At 58.8% G+C, this 15,531-nt stretch carries 14 protein-coding genes; 11 read left to right on the top strand and 3 right to left on the bottom strand.

The features are described 5' to 3' along the window. Positions 1–67: 67 nt before the first annotated feature. From thiC to thiD, 7 genes are all read left to right on the top strand, one after another. Positions 68–1,954: a phosphomethylpyrimidine synthase ThiC gene (gene thiC / locus ABIE13_RS07480; protein WP_354442509.1), complete on the top strand. Its 1,887-nt coding sequence runs from the start codon at positions 68–70 to the stop codon at positions 1,952–1,954. 300 nt (positions 1,955–2,254) lie between these two features. Continuing rightward, positions 2,255–3,451: an FAD-dependent oxidoreductase gene (locus ABIE13_RS07475; protein WP_354442508.1), complete on the top strand. Its 1,197-nt coding sequence runs from the start codon at positions 2,255–2,257 to the stop codon at positions 3,449–3,451. 2 nt (positions 3,452–3,453) lie between these two features. After that, a complete protein-coding gene (gene thiS, locus ABIE13_RS07470) occupies positions 3,454–3,705 on the top strand; it encodes a sulfur carrier protein ThiS (protein WP_354442507.1) in 252 nt (83 codons plus the stop codon). Then, positions 3,692–5,149: an arginine-ornithine antiporter gene (arcD, locus tag ABIE13_RS07465; protein ID WP_354442506.1), complete on the top strand. Its 1,458-nt coding sequence runs from the start codon at positions 3,692–3,694 to the stop codon at positions 5,147–5,149. The genes thiS and arcD overlap by 14 nt, the downstream gene beginning before the upstream one ends. Positions 5,150–5,505: 356 nt before the next feature. After that, positions 5,506–6,321, top strand: coding sequence for a thiazole synthase (locus ABIE13_RS07460; RefSeq protein ID WP_436278391.1), 816 nt, complete (start codon positions 5,506–5,508; stop codon positions 6,319–6,321). A 1-nt stretch (position 6,322) separates the two neighbouring features. Further along, a complete protein-coding gene (locus ABIE13_RS07455; protein ID WP_354442504.1) occupies positions 6,323–7,921 on the top strand; it encodes a bifunctional hydroxymethylpyrimidine kinase/phosphomethylpyrimidine kinase in 1,599 nt (532 codons plus the stop codon). Between the two features lie 6 nt (positions 7,922–7,927). Then, a complete protein-coding gene (gene thiD, locus ABIE13_RS07450) occupies positions 7,928–8,782 on the top strand; it encodes a bifunctional hydroxymethylpyrimidine kinase/phosphomethylpyrimidine kinase (RefSeq protein ID WP_354442503.1) in 855 nt (284 codons plus the stop codon). Between the two features lie 40 nt (positions 8,783–8,822). Here the strand turns inward: thiD and ABIE13_RS07445 are convergent, their stop codons facing one another. Then, the gene (locus tag ABIE13_RS07445; RefSeq protein WP_354442502.1) at positions 8,823–9,404 is read right to left on the bottom strand and encodes a hypothetical protein; all 582 of its coding nucleotides are present in this window, start codon (positions 9,402–9,404) and stop codon (positions 8,823–8,825) included. A gap of 188 nt (positions 9,405–9,592) precedes the next feature. Between ABIE13_RS07445 and ABIE13_RS07440 the strand changes: the two genes are divergently transcribed. Then, positions 9,593–10,720 (top strand): NAD(P)/FAD-dependent oxidoreductase, encoded by a 1,128-nt coding sequence (locus ABIE13_RS07440; protein ID WP_354442501.1) that lies wholly within the window; start codon positions 9,593–9,595, stop codon positions 10,718–10,720. Here ABIE13_RS07440 and ABIE13_RS07435 read toward each other — a convergent pair. Next, complete coding sequence (locus ABIE13_RS07435) at positions 10,710–11,153, bottom strand: SRPBCC family protein (RefSeq protein ID WP_354442500.1); 444 nt, start codon at positions 11,151–11,153, stop codon at positions 10,710–10,712. The two genes, ABIE13_RS07440 and ABIE13_RS07435, sit on opposite strands and share 11 nt — an antisense overlap. A 159-nt stretch (positions 11,154–11,312) precedes the next feature. Continuing rightward, on the bottom strand, positions 11,313–12,476 hold the full coding sequence (locus tag ABIE13_RS07430; protein ID WP_354442499.1) for an alpha-hydroxy acid oxidase: 1,164 nt from the start codon (positions 12,474–12,476) through the stop codon (positions 11,313–11,315). A 193-nt stretch (positions 12,477–12,669) separates the two neighbouring features. Between ABIE13_RS07430 and ABIE13_RS07425 the strand changes: the two genes are divergently transcribed. The 3 genes from ABIE13_RS07425 to ABIE13_RS07415 all read left to right on the top strand — a co-directional run bounded on the left by ABIE13_RS07425 (position 12,670) and on the right by ABIE13_RS07415 (position 15,439). Next, positions 12,670–13,224, top strand: coding sequence for a DedA family protein (locus ABIE13_RS07425; RefSeq protein ID WP_354442498.1), 555 nt, complete (start codon positions 12,670–12,672; stop codon positions 13,222–13,224). Between the two features lie 99 nt (positions 13,225–13,323). Continuing rightward, the gene (locus ABIE13_RS07420) at positions 13,324–14,424 is read left to right on the top strand and encodes an adenosine deaminase family protein (protein WP_354442497.1); all 1,101 of its coding nucleotides are present in this window, start codon (positions 13,324–13,326) and stop codon (positions 14,422–14,424) included. A 34-nt stretch (positions 14,425–14,458) separates the two neighbouring features. Beyond that, positions 14,459–15,439 (top strand): Bug family tripartite tricarboxylate transporter substrate binding protein, encoded by a 981-nt coding sequence (locus ABIE13_RS07415; protein ID WP_354442496.1) that lies wholly within the window; start codon positions 14,459–14,461, stop codon positions 15,437–15,439. Positions 15,440–15,531 lie beyond the last annotated feature (92 nt).

Below are 15,531 nucleotides of genomic sequence, written 5' to 3'. Positions count from 1 at the left end.
GGCGGCCGTGTCATATGGCCGCGCAGGGGCGAGCACCGGAGTGCTCTTTTTTAACAGGAGACCTCCGATGAATGCCCCCGAAAAATTCCAGCAGCTGCTCACCCTCTCACGTGAGCCATTTCCCGCCTCCAGCAAATCCTATATTCAGGGCTCGCGCCCGGACATGCGCGTACCTGTGCGCGATGTGAAGCTGACGAATGGCGAAGTAGCCTCGCTCTACGACACCTCTGGTCCGTATACCGACCCTGACGCGGTGATCGATGTTCGCAGCGGATTGCCTACAGCCGCCCGCGCAAACTGGGTGATGGAGCGTGGCGATACAGAAGCCTACGCGGGCCGCGAGCGCGTGGCACTGGATGACGGCGGAAAACATGAAGACCGCGATGCGGCCCGGATCGCACAACTGCGTCAGGAAGCTGCCGGTCTGCAGCGCCCGCCGCGCCGCGCAAGAAGTGGTGCCAATGTCACCCAGATGCACTACGCAAGGAAGGGCATCGTGACGCCCGAGATGGAGTACGTTGCTCTGCGCGAAAACGGCCGCCGCGAGTGGATGGCTGACTACCTGGGTGATGCGGCGCGTCAGGCGCGCCTGAAAGGCAATAGCCTGGGAGCGGCCATTCCGCAGATCATCACACCCGAGTTCGTGCGCGACGAAGTAGCACGCGGGCGCGCCATCATTCCGGCCAACATCAACCACACCGAGCTGGAGCCCATGGCCATTGGCCGGAATTTTCTGGTCAAGATCAATGCCAACATCGGCAACAGCGCGGTGACCAGCAGTATTGAAGAAGAAGTGGAAAAGCTGGTGTGGTCCATCCGTTGGGGCGGCGATACCGTGATGGACCTTTCTACCGGCAAAAACATCCACACCACGCGTGACTGGATCGTGCGCAACTCGCCCGTGCCCATCGGTACTGTTCCTATTTACCAGGCCCTCGAGAAAGTGGGCGGTGTGGCCGAAGACCTCACTTGGGAAATCTTCCGTGACACGCTCATTGAACAAGCAGAGCAGGGCGTGGATTACTTCACCATTCATGCCGGCCTGCGCCTGGCCTTCATACACCTGACTGCCAACCGCATGACGGGTATCGTCAGCCGGGGTGGCTCCATCATGGCCAAATGGTGCATAGCGCACCATAAGGAGAGCTTCCTCTATACCCATTTCGAGGATATCTGCGACATCATGAAGGCCTACGATGTTTCCTTCAGCCTGGGTGACGCCCTGCGTCCGGGCAGCGGGGCTGACGCCAATGATGAAGCGCAGTTTGCCGAATTGCGCACGCTGGGCGAACTGACCCAGGTGGCCTGGAAACACGATGTGCAAACCATGATCGAAGGCCCGGGCCATGTACCCATGCACATGATCCAGGCCAACATGACCGAGCAGCTCAAGCATTGTCATGAGGCTCCGTTCTATACCCTGGGCCCGCTCACGATCGATATTGCACCTGGCTATGACCACATCGCCAGTGCCATTGGCGCAGCGATGATCGGCTGGATGGGCACGGCCATGCTTTGCTACGTGACGCCCAAGGAGCACCTGGGGCTGCCCGACCGGGACGATGTGAAGCAGGGCATCATTGCCTACAAGATTGCCGCGCACGCAGCCAACGTGGCCAAGGGCCACCCGGGAGCGCGTGTGCGTGACGATGCCATCAGCAAGGCGCGCTTCGAATTCAGGTGGCATGACCAGTTCAATCTAAGCCTGGACCCGGACACGGCCAAGGAATACCACGACGAGACCTTGCCTAAGGATTCATCCAAGGAGGCCCATTTCTGCTCCATGTGCGGTCCCAAGTTCTGCTCTATGAAAATCACTCAGGAAGTGCGCGAATTTGCTGCGGCCAAGGGGCTGACTGAACAAGATGCGCTCAAAGCCGGCATGGATGAAAAATCGGCGGAGTTCCAGGCGCGAGGTGGGGAGTTCTACATACCGATTCATAGCACCCCCTGAGTCGCTGACGCGCCTTCCCCTACGCCGGGCGCCCCCAAGGGGACGCCATCAGCTGCCGGGCCAAGCCCGCTCCGCGGTGGCACCTGCATGGCCTGCTCCGCGGCGTGTTGAGGTGGATTTTCTCCCTCTCCCTTTGGGAGAGGGCGGGGGTGAGGGCAGGTGGCGCATCTGGAGTCACGGAATTCTCCCAAGCCAGCCCCACGCACCCGGAAAAATTAGTGACGACGACGGAAGTGAATAATCTGCATATTGTTCTGACGGCCCAAAAAAGCGCCCCAGCACGCTCTCACGTATTTCTACATGTCTGAATCCAAACACATCGGTATAGCCGGAGCAGGCTTGCTTGGCCGCCTTTTGGCCTGGTACTTGACTCGCGCAGGGCATCGCGTTTCAGTATTTGATTTTTCGAAAGGGCCCGAGGCGGTCCCGCGTAGCCAGGCTGGCGATCCCTACGTGCCTACGGCTGCTGGCTTCACCGCAGCAGGCATGCTGAGCCCGCTGGCCGAGCTTGATAACGCTGAGCCCGCAGTGGCGGCGCTGGGCTGGCGTTCACTGGCGATGTGGACGCAGATCGCAGCGACACTCGGCAAGACCGAAATGGTGCAGGCGCAAGGCAGCCTGCTGGTGGCGCACCGTCCTGACCTGGGCTCGGCGCAACGAGTGCTCGATCGCCTGCGGACGGCTACAGCCACGCCGGAATGGATATTGGCAAGCCCCAGCGAAAACGTACAGCGGCTAGATGCAGCCGCACTGTATGCGCTTGAGCCTTCGGTCCAGGGGCCGGCACACGCCTGGTTGTTGCCCGGCGAGGGCTTTATAGACAGTGTGGCCGCCATGGCTGCCTTGCATGCAGACGCGAAACAGGCGGATTTCCATTGGGGCCAGCGCGTACTGGCTGTGGAGGCGGGAGAGGGCGGCGGAACTCTGCGCCTGCAAGATGGGCGGACTCTTGCGTTTGATGTGGTTGTGGATGTGCGCGGTGTTGGGGCCAAAGGGGTCAGTCATTCTTCAACCACCCCTGCGAAGGGAGCTGAAGCCGTGCGCGGGGTACGCGGTGAGGTCATCTGGCTGGATTGTCCGGGCCACGGTCTGACGCGGCCGATTCGGCTGCTTCACCCCCGTCACCGCGTCTACATCGTTCCGCGCTCCGACCGCGACGTATTGGTGGGTGCCAGCGAAATCGAAAGCGAAGACCGCTCGCCAGTCAGCTTGCGCAGCGCAACCGAGTTGATGGCGGCGGCCCATAGTGTGGTGCCGGGGCTGGCAGAGGCGCGTATTCTTAAGCTGGATGTCAATTTACGCCCCGCTTTGCCCGACAATAACCCGCTCATCGAATGGGCGGGGCGCCGCCTTGCCATCAATGGCTTGTTTAGACACGGCTGGTTGTTGGCACCGGCGCTGATGGAACAGGCTCTCTTGGCCGATGGCGCGCAGATTGCGGACTTGAAACCCTTCAGCGCCTCGGTATTGGATGGCTCCTCGCTGGCCCAGTTATAAAAATGACAAGTATTCTGAATCCTCACCTTGACGGGACTGCGCCGCTGGTGCCCGTCGTCACTATCCAGCTGGATGGACAAGCGCACGAGGTGCCGCAAGGCAGCACTTTGGCGCAGCTGGTTAAGGCCCTTGGGCATGAAGAGAAGGCCGTGAGCACGGCTGTGAACGGCGATTTTGTTGCGCGATCAGCGCGAGACCGCGTTTTGAACAAGGGCGACGCCGTCCTTCTGTTCCAACCTATTGTGGGCGGCTAGCGTGACGGACGCAGTCACGAGCAAATCACGAAAACTCAGCCTTGGCCCACTCACCGCTCTAGTCGTCGGTTCGATGATTGGGGGAGGAATTTTCTCAATTCCTCAAAATACGGCAGCCAGTGCCGCTGCGGGGGCCACCGTTCTGGCATGGGCTATCACAGGCTTGGGCATGCTTGCGCTGGCCTTCGTATTTGTAAACCTTACGCTGCGCAAGCCGGGACTGGATTCCGGGGTTTACGCCTACGCACGGGCAGCATTTGGGCCTTTCCTTGGCTTCAGTTCGGCCTGGGGCTATTGGTTCATGGCCGTATTGGGCAACGTGGGCTACTACGTGCTTCTTTTCAGCACCTTGGGTCACTATGCGCCTGCGTTCGGAGATGGCAACACACCAACAGCGGTAATGTGCGCTTCTGCTCTGCTGTGGGGCATGCACGCATTGGTGCTGCGCGGGATCAAGGAGGCTGCTTTCATCAACCAGTTGACGACGGTCGCCAAACTGGTGCCGTTGCTACTGTTTGTTACCCTTATCGCGCTGGCGTTTCAGCCGGCGGTCTTCACGCAGGATATCTGGGGCAGCAGTACACCCCAGCTGGGTGGCGTGGCCAATCAGGTGCGAGGCATGATGCTGGTCACCGCCTGGGTGTTTGTAGGTGTGGAAGGCGCCAGCGTCTACTCGGCTCGTGCAGCCAAACGCAGTCAAGTGGGTGCTGCAACGCTCTTGGGTTTCCTTTTCACGCTGGCGCTGATGGTGGCAGTGAGCCTGCTTTCACTTGGGGTCATGTCACAACCCGAGTTGGCCGGGCTGAAAAATCCTTCCATGGCTCATGTCCTGGCACACGTGGTCGGGCCCTGGGGAGCGGCCATGATCAGCCTGGGTTTGCTGGTTTCGCTTTCCGGCGCCTTGCTCTCCTGGTTGCTTTTGTCCTGTGAAACGCTCTTTATGGCCGCGCGCGATGGCGCTGCGCCGCACTGGCTGGCCAAGGAGAACACCCACGGGGTACCGGTCAATGCCATGTGGCTCACCAGCGGGTTCGTGCAGATTTTTCTGCTGATTACCTTGCTCAGCAGCTCGACCTACTTGTCATTGGTGAACCTGGGCACGTCGATGATCTTGCTGCCCTACACCTGGGCAGCGCTTTACGGCTTGCTGTTGGCATGGCGGGGCGAAGGCTACAGGGCGGCAGACAGACTCTTGCGGCAGCGCGATGTCATCATTGCCAGCTTGGCAGTTCTTTATGCACTGTGGCTGTTGTATGCGGGTGGCATGAAATATCTGCTGCTTTCAGCGCTTCTGTACCTGCCTGGGGCGCTTCTGTATGCCTGGACTCGCAGAAGTGAAGGCTCCGCGCTATTCACTCGGGGCGAATGGCCCGTGTTTTTCCTGGTGTTGGCAGCTGCCGGGCTGGCTGGCTGGGGGCTGCACCAAGGCTGGCTACATTTGTAGGATAAGGGCGTGTTAACACTAAATTCACCCCCGCGTGAGGCACTGGCAAGCCGCAATCAAGGCGCAAACCGCAGACGGGTTGGATACCCGGCGAGGTTTGCAACGCAGAGTGCGGTTTGCCAGTGCCTCACCCTTCGGGCCGGTTTTCCCGGGCCTATGCCGGCCGCCCCATATGGCTGCGTTGCACCTCTTACCAAGGATCGCACCTTGGCTGCGTGGCGCGTCTTGCACTATGAGGCGGCCGGCATAGGCCCGGGAAAATCCGGCGCGGGGGTGAATTTAGTGTTAACACGCCCTAATTTCAATCGGATTCGTCCGGGTCGAAAGGAGACAGCATGACAACTGATCACGCTGAAATGGTAGGTAAAGATGGTGGGGCGGATCCATGGTCTGTGGGCGATGTAGCGCTCACGAGCCGGTTCCTGCTGGGCACCGCTGGTTATCCTTCACCCAAGGTGCTGGGAGACGCCATTGCAGCGTCAGGTTCCCAGATCATCACCGTTGGTCTCAAAAGGCAGCTTGCCGCAGCAGGGGACAACGGGTTTGTAGAGATGATTCGCAGCGCCATGAAGCACCATGGTGCCCGGTTGCTGCCCAATACAGCGGGCTGTACCACCGCCCGCGAAGCCATACAGTTGGCTCACATGGCCCGCGAACTCTACGACACGCACTGGGTCAAGCTGGAGGTCGTGGGAGACGAATACACCCTGCAGCCAGACCCGCTTGAACTGGTAGAAGCGGCTCGCCAACTGGCCAAGGATGGCTTTACCGTATTTCCCTATTGCACCGACGATCTGGTGACAGCCAAGCGCCTTCTGGACGTGGGTTGTCCACTGCTCATGCCGTGGGGAGCACCTATAGGCTCAGGTCAGGGCCTGCTCAATCCTTTCGCCCTCCGTACCTTGCGTGCACGGCTTCCTGGTGTTGTGCTGATTGTGGACGCGGGCATTGGCGCTCCAAGCCACGCGGCTCAGGCCATGGAAATGGGTTTTGATGCCGTCTTGCTCAATTCCGCTGTCAGCCAGGCCAGCGACCCAGTGCGAATGGCCCACGCCTTCGGCCAAGCCATCACAGCCGGGCGGACGGCGTACCTCGCAGGTGTCATGGCTCGGCAGGATTTTGCGGTGGCCACCACACCCGTGACGGGCAATCCGTTTCTGATTGGGGACTGAATTGCAGTTTGAAAAACCTCTGATTGTCTGGAGCATCGCTGGCAATGACAGCGGGGGCGGCGCTGGGCTGTCCGCAGATCAGCGGGCTGCCGACGCTTTTGGCGTGCACCTGTGTCCAGTGGTGGCGGCCATCACGGCGCAGAACTCGGTGGGTGTGGCACACATAGAGCCGACGTCGTCTGAAGTGCTGGAGGCGCAGCTTGCAGTGCTGGCCGAAGATATGCCGCCAGCAGTGATCAAGACCGGCATGTTGGGCAACGCGTCCAATGTGATGACCGTGGCGCGATGGGTCGACAGGCTGCGCGAACGCGGGACAGTGGCGCTGGTGATCGATCCGGTTCTGGGCTCCACGACGGGCGCTTCCTTCGCCAATGAGTCCATGGTCCAGGCGTACCGTGAATGGCTCTTGCCGCGTGCGACGCTGATCACTCCCAATGAGAATGAAGCCAGAAGGCTGGCCGCTCGGGCTGGAGATGCATTGCCAGTCCTCACTCCAAATATTGATTCCATTCCCACCATTGCCCGAACCTTGCGGGCATCGGGTGCCGCTGCCGTGGCGATTACCTGTGGCGATTCATCCTCCATTTCCGGGCAATCGGTCGACTGGATAGACACGCCTCATGCCGCGGGCTGGCTGGCCCTGCCGCGTGTGGACACCCTTAACAACCACGGTACAGGCTGCACATTTGCCACCAGTGCGGCGGCGGCGATGGCATTGGGGTTCGTCTCGGCCGATGCACTGGTGCTGGCCAAAATGGCCACTACCCATGCGCTACGCCACGGCTATGCGGCCGGGCAGGGCGCTGGACCTGTCGCTTCGCGTGCTGGCTTTGCAATCATCCCTGAATTGATGCCACAGATGTCATGGGGCGAAAGCTTGGAGTTTGGAGACGAAATCAGCCCAGCCTCTGCCTCTGAACCAGCATTGGATCTTTACGCCATTGTCGATTCCGCTGATCGCGTGGGGCAGGTCGTGGCCACAGGCATCAAAACAGTTCAACTGCGGATCAAGGAACCACCCGCACCTGATGATGCCTGGTGGTCTGTACTTCGCGATGCCATCAAGGCATCTGTGGCGGTGTGCCGATCTGCAGGCGCCTTGCTGATCGTCAACGACCATTGGCAACTGGCCCATGAATTGGGCGCGAGTGCAGTGCACGTGGGGCAGGAAGATCTACTGGCTCTGGGCGACGCAGGCCGTGCACAGCTTGCAAGGACAGGCATGCGGGTGGGCGTTAGCAGCCACAGCCTGTGGGAACTGGCGAGGTCCCGGAGCTTGAACCCTTTGTATGTGGCGTGCGGTCCGGTCTGGCCTACCTTGACCAAAGCCATGCCTTGGCGGGCCCAGGGACTGGACAATCTGGCTTGGTGGGTACACATGGCGGGTGTCCCCGTAGTGGCCATTGGTGGCATTCTTGAACCAGGCCAGTTGTCCCTGGCCGCGCAAAGCGGCGCAAGCGGAGTCTGTGTGGTGCGTGGTCTTGGAGACGATCCTTCCAAGACCGTGCCTATCTGGCAGGCGGCGTTGGTGCATGGCCGCGCCGAACCGATTCTGCCGACACCCGCCATGCCGCATCCGTCCCTTGACACTACAAGCTGATCTGCCATGGCCGAGCCCTCCTTGATTTACCAATATGTGCGCGTGCTCACCATCGCTGGCTCCGATTCCGGGGGTGGGGCAGGCATTCAAGCGGACTTGAAAACCATGGCTGCGTTGGGCTGCTATGGCATGAGCGCTATCACTGCGCTGACCGCCCAGAACACGCAAGGCGTTACGGCCATACATTCCGCACCTCCCCAGTTTCTGGCAGCTCAGATTGATGCGGTGGTTGGAGACATTGGCGCGCATGCGGTCAAGATCGGCATGCTGCACAGTCCCCAGATCGTGACCACGGTCGCCCAAGCGATTGATCGCCATGCCTTGCCCAATGTGGTTCTGGATCCTGTGATGGTGTCGGCTACCGGTGCGCCCCTGATCGAGACTGCTGCAGTCCAGGCCGTGGTGCGTGAGCTTTTCCCACGTGCTGCTGTCATCACTCCCAATGTGGACGAAGCAGCATTGCTTTTGGGACAGCCTATACAGAGCGTGAAACAACTGGCGCCAGCAGCACAAGCTTTGATGGAATTGGGGGCCCATGCCGTGCTCTTGAAGGGCGGGCATCTTCCAGGTGAAGAGGTCTTTGATTATCTCGTTATGCGGGGCGTAAGTGGCGGACCGGTCATGCATGAAATGCGCTCGGCACGCATTCATTCTCGAAATCTTCACGGGGCCGGTTGCACGCTTTCTTCTGCGCTGGCTTCTTACATGGCCTTGGGCTTACCGTTGCTGCAGGCCGTAGAGCACGCCAGAGACTATGTTCAGCAGGCTTTGGTGGCAGGTGCAGACGTACGTACAGGGAACGGCGTTGGTCCGTTGAATCACGGTTTTGCGCCATCCCCTTTGAAGAAACTGGAGACCTGAAACTTGTTAAAGCTGCAGGTCTCTCAGGGTTGCTGCAGTTTTATTTCTGACCAAATTTGAGTTTGGCGTCTGCAACGCACTTGTCTTTAGCAGCCCCAGACATAGCATCACAACGTTCGGCTGCAGCCTTGTAGTTGGCTTCATTCTTCTCCAGGGCGGCGTCCTTGCGGGTCTCAGCCACATTGGCCGCTTGTGTAGTTGGGTTATTGGCAGGCGTTGCTACAGCCTTGGCAACTTTGGCGTTTTCTTTGGCTGTCACGTGTGCTGCGTTAGCGTCTTTCTTGCACACATCTTTGGCATTGCCGCTCAGATCGTCACACTTTTCTTTGGCAACTTCATAGTCAGCATCGGCCTTGGCTACGCGTGCCTTGTTCTGGTTACGTTCAGTTGGATTCTGACGCGCTTCCAGCTCAGCTTTGGAAACCTTTTCAGCGCCTTCAGCTTGCTTTTTGCAGACGTCTTTAGCGTTGCCGCTCATGGTGTCACACTGAGCTTTTGCAGACTTATAAGTCGCAGCAATCTGATCTTTCTCAGCTTTGTATTCTTCTTTGGTCAGAGCGAAGCTGCTACCTGCGAAAAGGCTTGAAGCGACCAGAGCGATGAGGGCAGGTGAAAATTTCATGTGAACTCCTATTTCTACGTATATCGGCCAAAAACGTGCCGTGAGAAGAACTGTATTTGTGGAATAGTTCCGAGGCGGTAAGCGCTGGCGACAAGGTCACGTCGGTCAAGGACTACGGTCGGTTGTAGGTCAATTGCCTGCTCGGCGCCCGAAACTTGAGTACTATGGAATTCTCGAGAGGTGATTGCATGGATCAAATAGATTCAGTGGTTGTTGGCGCTGGTGTGGTCGGGCTTGCAGCCGCGCGTGCACTTGCACTTCAGGGGCAAGAGGTTCTTGTGCTGGAGTCTGCAGGCGCCATCGGTACAGGAACGAGTTCGCGTAATAGCGAGGTCATTCACGCCGGCATCTATTACGCTTCTGGGTCACTTAAGGCAGCACTGTGTGTGCAAGGCAAGGCACTCTTGTATGCGTACTGCGACCAGCGTGGCCTTCCTTATCGCCGTTGCGGAAAGCTGATCGTCGCCACCAGCTCTGCCGAGCTCTCGGCCTTACAAACCATCCGCGATCGAGCCGTCGCCAACGGCGTGCAAGACTTGGTGCTGCTCACGCGTGATGAGGCGTGCGCTTTAGAGCCCGCGCTCGAATGTGTGGCAGCGCTGCATTCTCCATCTACGGGCATTGTGGACAGTCACGCGCTGATGTTGTCATTGCTCGGCGACATAGAGCAAGCCGCTGGCTTGCTTGCTCTCAATTCGGAGCTATTGGAAGTGAGGCTAAACGCAGAACCTGGACCTTACCCCCACGTGCTTACCATGGCGGATGGCACCCAGTTGGCAGTACGCCAGCTTATCAATGCGGCAGGATTGAGCGCTCCAGCATTGGCAAGCCGCTTTGGTGGTCTTGATGGCCGCTACGTGCCTGCCTCATGGTTCGCGAAGGGCAACTACTTCATTTTGGGAGGCAGGGCGCCGTTTTCGCATTTGATCTATCCGGTGCCAGAGGCAGGAGGGTTGGGCGTGCATCTGACGCTGGACCTTGGCGGGCAAGCCAAGTTTGGCCCGGATGTGCAGTGGGTGGAGTCTGCTGGAGACCTGCAGGTAAATTCAGAACGCGGCCAGGGCTTTTATGCTGAAGTCCGCAAGTATTGGCCGGGCCTGCCTGACGGCGCGCTGCAAGCAGGATACGCCGGCATTCGTCCCAAGATCAGCGGCCCGCATGAGCCGGCGGCAGATTTTTGCATTCAGGGGCCGCGCGAACACGGAGTGCCTGGTCTGGTCAATCTTTTCGGTATTGAGTCGCCGGGCCTCACGAGCTGTCTGGCGATTGGTGAGTACGTTGCACGCCTGTTGACGGCAAACGTTCCTAATCGTTGATTTCTGGCTCCACGAGCTTGGCCAGCTTGCGCAAGGATTCCTGCCAACCCAGGTAACAGGCCTCTGCAGGAATCACATCAGGCACGCCACTCTGAGCTATGGTCACTTCAGTCCCGACCAGCACGGCCTTCAAATCTACCGTAACTGACATTTCGCCGGGGAGATTCGGATCGTCGAACTTGTCCGTGTACACCAGGCGTTTTCCGGGCACTAGCTCCACATAGGTTCCGCCAAAAGAATGGCTATGACCTGTGGTGAAGTTCTTGAACGACATCCGGTGTTTTCCACCAACCCTCGCGTCAAGTTCGTGCACCGTGCAGGTAAACCCAAACGGCGGTAGCCAACTGGCGATGGCGTCAGCCTCCACGAAGGCTCTGTAAAGCTTCTCAGGTTTGGCTGCGAAGACGCGGTGCAAGCGGATGGTGCTAGGCATGGAATTGCTCCTGGAGTTTCGTATTCACCGTTTCCGAGATCGTAGGCCGGCAGAGGATCATCGTCAAATGATCCTCTGCGAGGGTGATCGGCACTGCAGCGCACTCGCTGGAAGTGAGTTTGATCCGTTTGCAGGTTCCTACACAGCACCAGAAGTCAGCTAAGCCAGCGGATACGTACCTGGACGGAAGATGGTCTTGTCCACCGTTTCAAGGCGCGTATGGCCGCTGAAGGCCATTGTCACATCCAGTTCCTTGTGAATGATCTGCAGCGCTCTGGTCACGCCTGCTTCGCCGGCGGCCCCCAGGCCGTAGAGGAAGGCTCGGCCAATATAGGTTCCCCTTGCACCTAGTGCCCAGGCTTTGAGCACATCTTGCCCACTGCGAATACCTGAATCCAAATGGACTTCGATTTGCGAGCCCACGGCATCCACGATAGCGGGCAGGGCAGTGATGGTGGAGGGCGCTCCGTCCAATTGGCGGCCACCATGGTTGCTCACAACGAGTGCATCGGCTCCACTGTCCACTGCAAGTCGCGCGTCCTCCGGCTCCATGATGCCCTTGATGATGATCTTGCCTCCCCAACGTTTCTTGATCCATTCCACGTCGGACCAGCTCAGCCGAGGGTCAAACTGATCCGCCGTCCACGCACCGAGGTTACTCATGTCGGTAACGCCTTTGACATGGCCATGGATGTTGCCGAACTTGCGACGCGACGTACCCAGCATGCCCAGGCACCATCTCGGCTTCGTCGCCAGATTGATCAGGTTGGACAGCGTTGGCTTAGGGGGCGTCGAGAGTCCATTTTTAATGTCCTTGTGTCGCTGGCCCATGATTTGCAAGTCCAGCGTGATCACCAGCGCGCCGCAGCCAGCGGCCTTGGCTCGTTCGATCAGGCGTTCGATGAAATCTCGGTCTCGCATCACATAGAGCTGAAACCAGAAGCCCGGGCCCGCGTGCTGGGCTACGTCTTCGATCGAGCAGATGCTCATGGTCGAAAGTGTGAAAGGCACGCCGAACTTCCTGGCTGCCCGTGCGGCTGCGATTTCGCCATCCGCATGCTGCATGCCAGTGAGCCCTGTAGGAGCGAGGGCGACCGGCATGGTGACCGCTTGCCCAATCATGGTGGTCGCAGTGGAGCGACCCTCCATGTTGACCGCTACACGCTGTCGCAACAGCATTTTCTGAAAATCCGATTCATTAGCTCGGTAGGTACTTTCCGTCCAACTGCCAGAATCGGCATAGTCGTAGAACATGCGCGGCACTCTGCGCCGCGCCATCTGGCGCAAATCCTCAATACAGGTGATTTTGCTTAAATCGGTCATGGTTTGGATCTTCCTCTGGAGGCGAATCGTAAGCCTATTTCATGGTGTTCAGAACTTCGCGGCTAAACGCTGATTCGCCCCTAATATCCAGGGACTGTGTTCAAAACCCTGCCGCCGCGCGATTTCGTTCACAGAGCGCATCGCTATCATCAACCCGCGCTTCTCGCCAGAGTCTTGAACCCAGTTCCTATCCATGAATTTACTTGAACTCATTGCGAGCTATGGTTATGCGGCTGTTGCCGTAGGGTGTTTGCTGGAAGGCGAGGCGGTCTTGCTGTTGGCAGGGTTTGCAGCGCACCGCGGTTATCTGGATTTTGCTGCGGTGATTGCGGTGGCCAGCGTGGCCGGTTTTGCAGGCGATCTGTTCTTTTTCTGGCTTGGAAGGCGGCACGGCCCGAGCCTGATTGCCAGGTGGCCTGCGCTGCTCCGCCACCGGGAAAAGGTAGACGGCTGGATTGCGCGCTATCGGGCAGCGGTGATCATCGCCGTGCGCTTCACCTATGGCTTTCGTATTGCAGGGCCTGTGATGATCGGCATGTCAAGTACGCCGCTGTCTGCTTTTGTCTTATTCAACGCGATCGGGGCACTTCTGTGGGCCACACTTTTTACTGGTTTGGGTTGGTTTTTTGGGGAAGCGGCGCAGCGAGTACTTGGCCACATGCACCATCTTGAAAAGTGGCTGGCCTTGGGCATATTCAGCGCTGGCTTGATCTTTGCAGCTTTTCGCTGGTGGCGGGCGCGCCGATAATAGGCCTCTGAGCAAATCTACAAGGCGTTTGCGATCGGCATATAGATCGCGAAGCCTCTTGCTCGCTCGTCCCACGTATCGCTCTATCAGGCTAAGGCCATGTCCACTACATTTGCTCCAGCCCCGGATGCCCTCGCGCAGGGCCCGGCGCTGCACGCGTTTTGCCACGCCTTGCCCAAGGTTGAACTGCATTGCCATCTACTGGGTGCTATCCGTCAAGACACATTTCATGAGCTTGCCAGACGTTCCGGTGGCATCAGCGCGGAACAAATCGACGGCCTGTTCGCACACGGCGAGAAACGCCAAGGTGCTATTCCAGGCTTGAGAGCGCTCGAAAATCACGTGCTGCGCGAGCCGGGCGACCTGTATCGCCTCACGCGTGAATACCTGGAAGACGCCCGTGCGCACAACGTGCTCTACACGGAGTTTTTCTGGAACCCCACGGGGGTGGTTCAGCACTCGGGATTGTCATATGCGGTGCTTCAGGACGCTATTGTCCAAGCCATCCTTGATGCCGAGCGGGATCTGGGTATTGTCGGGCGGCTAGTGCCTGCCATAGATAGAGAAGCTCCACCTCAAGCCGCGGTGGAAATGGTGGAATGGATGGCCGCCGCACGCCGCGAAGAAGTGCCAGGCATTGGCATTGACTACCGCGAAGCACTGGGCCCTCCTGAATTATTCGTTCAGGCCTATGCTGATGCACGCCAGGCTGGGCTGAAGACCACTGCGCACGCGGGCGAATTCGGATTGCCCTGGACTCATGTGGAGACGGCGTTCGACAAACTGAAAGTAGACCGCATCGATCATGGTTATACGGTGGTTGACAACCCCGAACTCACCGCGCGCATGCAAGAGCGTGGGATCGTGTTCACGGTCGTTCCTGCCAATTCCTACTATTTGCGGACATTGCCCCCCGACCGATGGGCACTCGAGCATCCGATTCGCCGCATGCTTGCCCTGGGCTTCAAAATCCACCCCAACAGTGACGACCCAACGCTGCACAACATTACACCCACGCAAGCCTGGGCCATGATGGTGGAGCAGTTCGGTTGCGCGCCTGCGGAGCTGCGTGCGCTCATGCATAACGGCTTGGACGGTGCCTGGATAGGCGCCGAGCGCAGACAAACGTGGCGGGACGAATGGGATGCCCGGTTCGACCAACTGCTGCAAAAGCATGTCCCTGCGCCGCCGGCTCTCTGATCATTTTCAATCTCGCTTTTTCCCGGAGTTCCTCATGACCGACATTTTTCGCCGCACACTTCTGGCCGCAGCGCTTGTGGCAAGCGCTACCGGCGTTCATGCACAAGCTGCATGGCCGACAGCGAAACCCATCACCTTGATCGTGCCGTTTACCGCGGGTGGCGCCACGGACGGGATTGCACGGCTTTTTGCACAGAAACTGGGTGAGCAGATTGGCCAATCGGTCGTGGTGGATAACGTGGGGGGCGGGGGTGGGGCCATCGGCACGCAAAAAGCCGCTAAAGCCACGCCTGACGGCTACACCATCCTCATGGCGGTCGACAGCCCAGCAGCCATTGCGCAGTTTGTGAACCCAGATGCGGTGAAGTACGACACCCAACGCGACTTTGCGCCCGTAGGCATGCTGGCCATTCAGCCTCTGGTCATCATGGGCCGGCCTGGTTTGGTGGCCAATTCATTCAAAGATGTGATCACGCAGGCCAAGGCAGAGCCTGGTAAGTTGACGTACGCCACTTCCGGAATTGGCACCATTCTTCATCTGGCCATGGAGCGTTACCAGCAGCAGGCAGGCATCAAGCTGCTGCATGTGCCCTACCGCGGAGGGGCACAGGCGATCACCGATTTGATCGGAAACCAGGTAGACATGGCCATCCTGCCGTCTGGCTCTGCTATTCCACAGATCACAAGCAAGAAAGCCAAGGGCCTGGTGGTGACCGACGGTCGTCGACTTGCATCCCTGCCGGATGTGCCTTCGATCACCGAACTGCCTGGGTTCAAGGATCTTTCAATCAATTCCTGGATTGGTGTGTTTGCTCCGGCCAAGACTGCACCCGCCGTAGTTGAAAAGCTCAATCAGGAGATGAACAAAGTCATGCAGCTGCCTGAGGTGCGCGCCAAGTTCGCTGAACTTGCCATCGTGCCGGGCAGCGGAACAGCCGCCCAATTCGGCACTTTTGTTAAAAACGAGCAAGCTCGATACGAACGTATCGTGCGTGACGCGAACATCCGCGAGTAGATTGAGACTGAAGAGGCAGAGTGGGTGGTGGGGTTGCCTCGTCACCACCACGGCAGAGGTTTAGAGGCAATGCTGTTCAGTTAAACCCAGTC

The organism is Ottowia thiooxydans (assembly GCF_040548795.1).
Taxonomy (GTDB): Bacteria; Pseudomonadota; Gammaproteobacteria; order Burkholderiales; family Burkholderiaceae_C; genus Ottowia; species Ottowia thiooxydans_A.
Note: the sequence above shows the minus strand (reverse complement) of the source record. Positions and strands in the feature narration are given on the sequence as shown.

Bases quoted from the DNA above. Each gene is read 5' to 3' on its own strand.
- ABIE13_RS07430 (WP_354442499.1), bottom strand. From the start codon at position 12,476: ATGACCGATTTAAGCAAAATCACCTGTATTGAGGATTTGCGCCAGATG.
- ABIE13_RS07475 (WP_354442508.1), top strand. From the start codon at position 2,255: ATGTCTGAATCCAAACACATCGGTATAGCCGGAGCAGGCTTGCTTGGC.
- ABIE13_RS07425 (WP_354442498.1), top strand. From the start codon at position 12,670: ATGAATTTACTTGAACTCATTGCGAGCTATGGTTATGCGGCTGTTGCC.
- ABIE13_RS07420 (WP_354442497.1), top strand. From the start codon at position 13,324: ATGTCCACTACATTTGCTCCAGCCCCGGATGCCCTCGCGCAGGGCCCG.
- ABIE13_RS07415 (WP_354442496.1), top strand. From the start codon at position 14,459: ATGACCGACATTTTTCGCCGCACACTTCTGGCCGCAGCGCTTGTGGCA.
- thiC (WP_354442509.1), top strand. From the start codon at position 68: ATGAATGCCCCCGAAAAATTCCAGCAGCTGCTCACCCTCTCACGTGAG.
- ABIE13_RS07440 (WP_354442501.1), top strand. From the start codon at position 9,593: ATGGATCAAATAGATTCAGTGGTTGTTGGCGCTGGTGTGGTCGGGCTT.
- ABIE13_RS07435 (WP_354442500.1), bottom strand. From the start codon at position 11,153: ATGCCTAGCACCATCCGCTTGCACCGCGTCTTCGCAGCCAAACCTGAG.
- ABIE13_RS07445 (WP_354442502.1), bottom strand. From the start codon at position 9,404: ATGAAATTTTCACCTGCCCTCATCGCTCTGGTCGCTTCAAGCCTTTTC.
- thiS (WP_354442507.1), top strand. From the start codon at position 3,454: ATGACAAGTATTCTGAATCCTCACCTTGACGGGACTGCGCCGCTGGTG.
- thiD (WP_354442503.1), top strand. From the start codon at position 7,928: ATGGCCGAGCCCTCCTTGATTTACCAATATGTGCGCGTGCTCACCATC.
- ABIE13_RS07460 (WP_436278391.1), top strand. From the start codon at position 5,506: ATGGTAGGTAAAGATGGTGGGGCGGATCCATGGTCTGTGGGCGATGTA.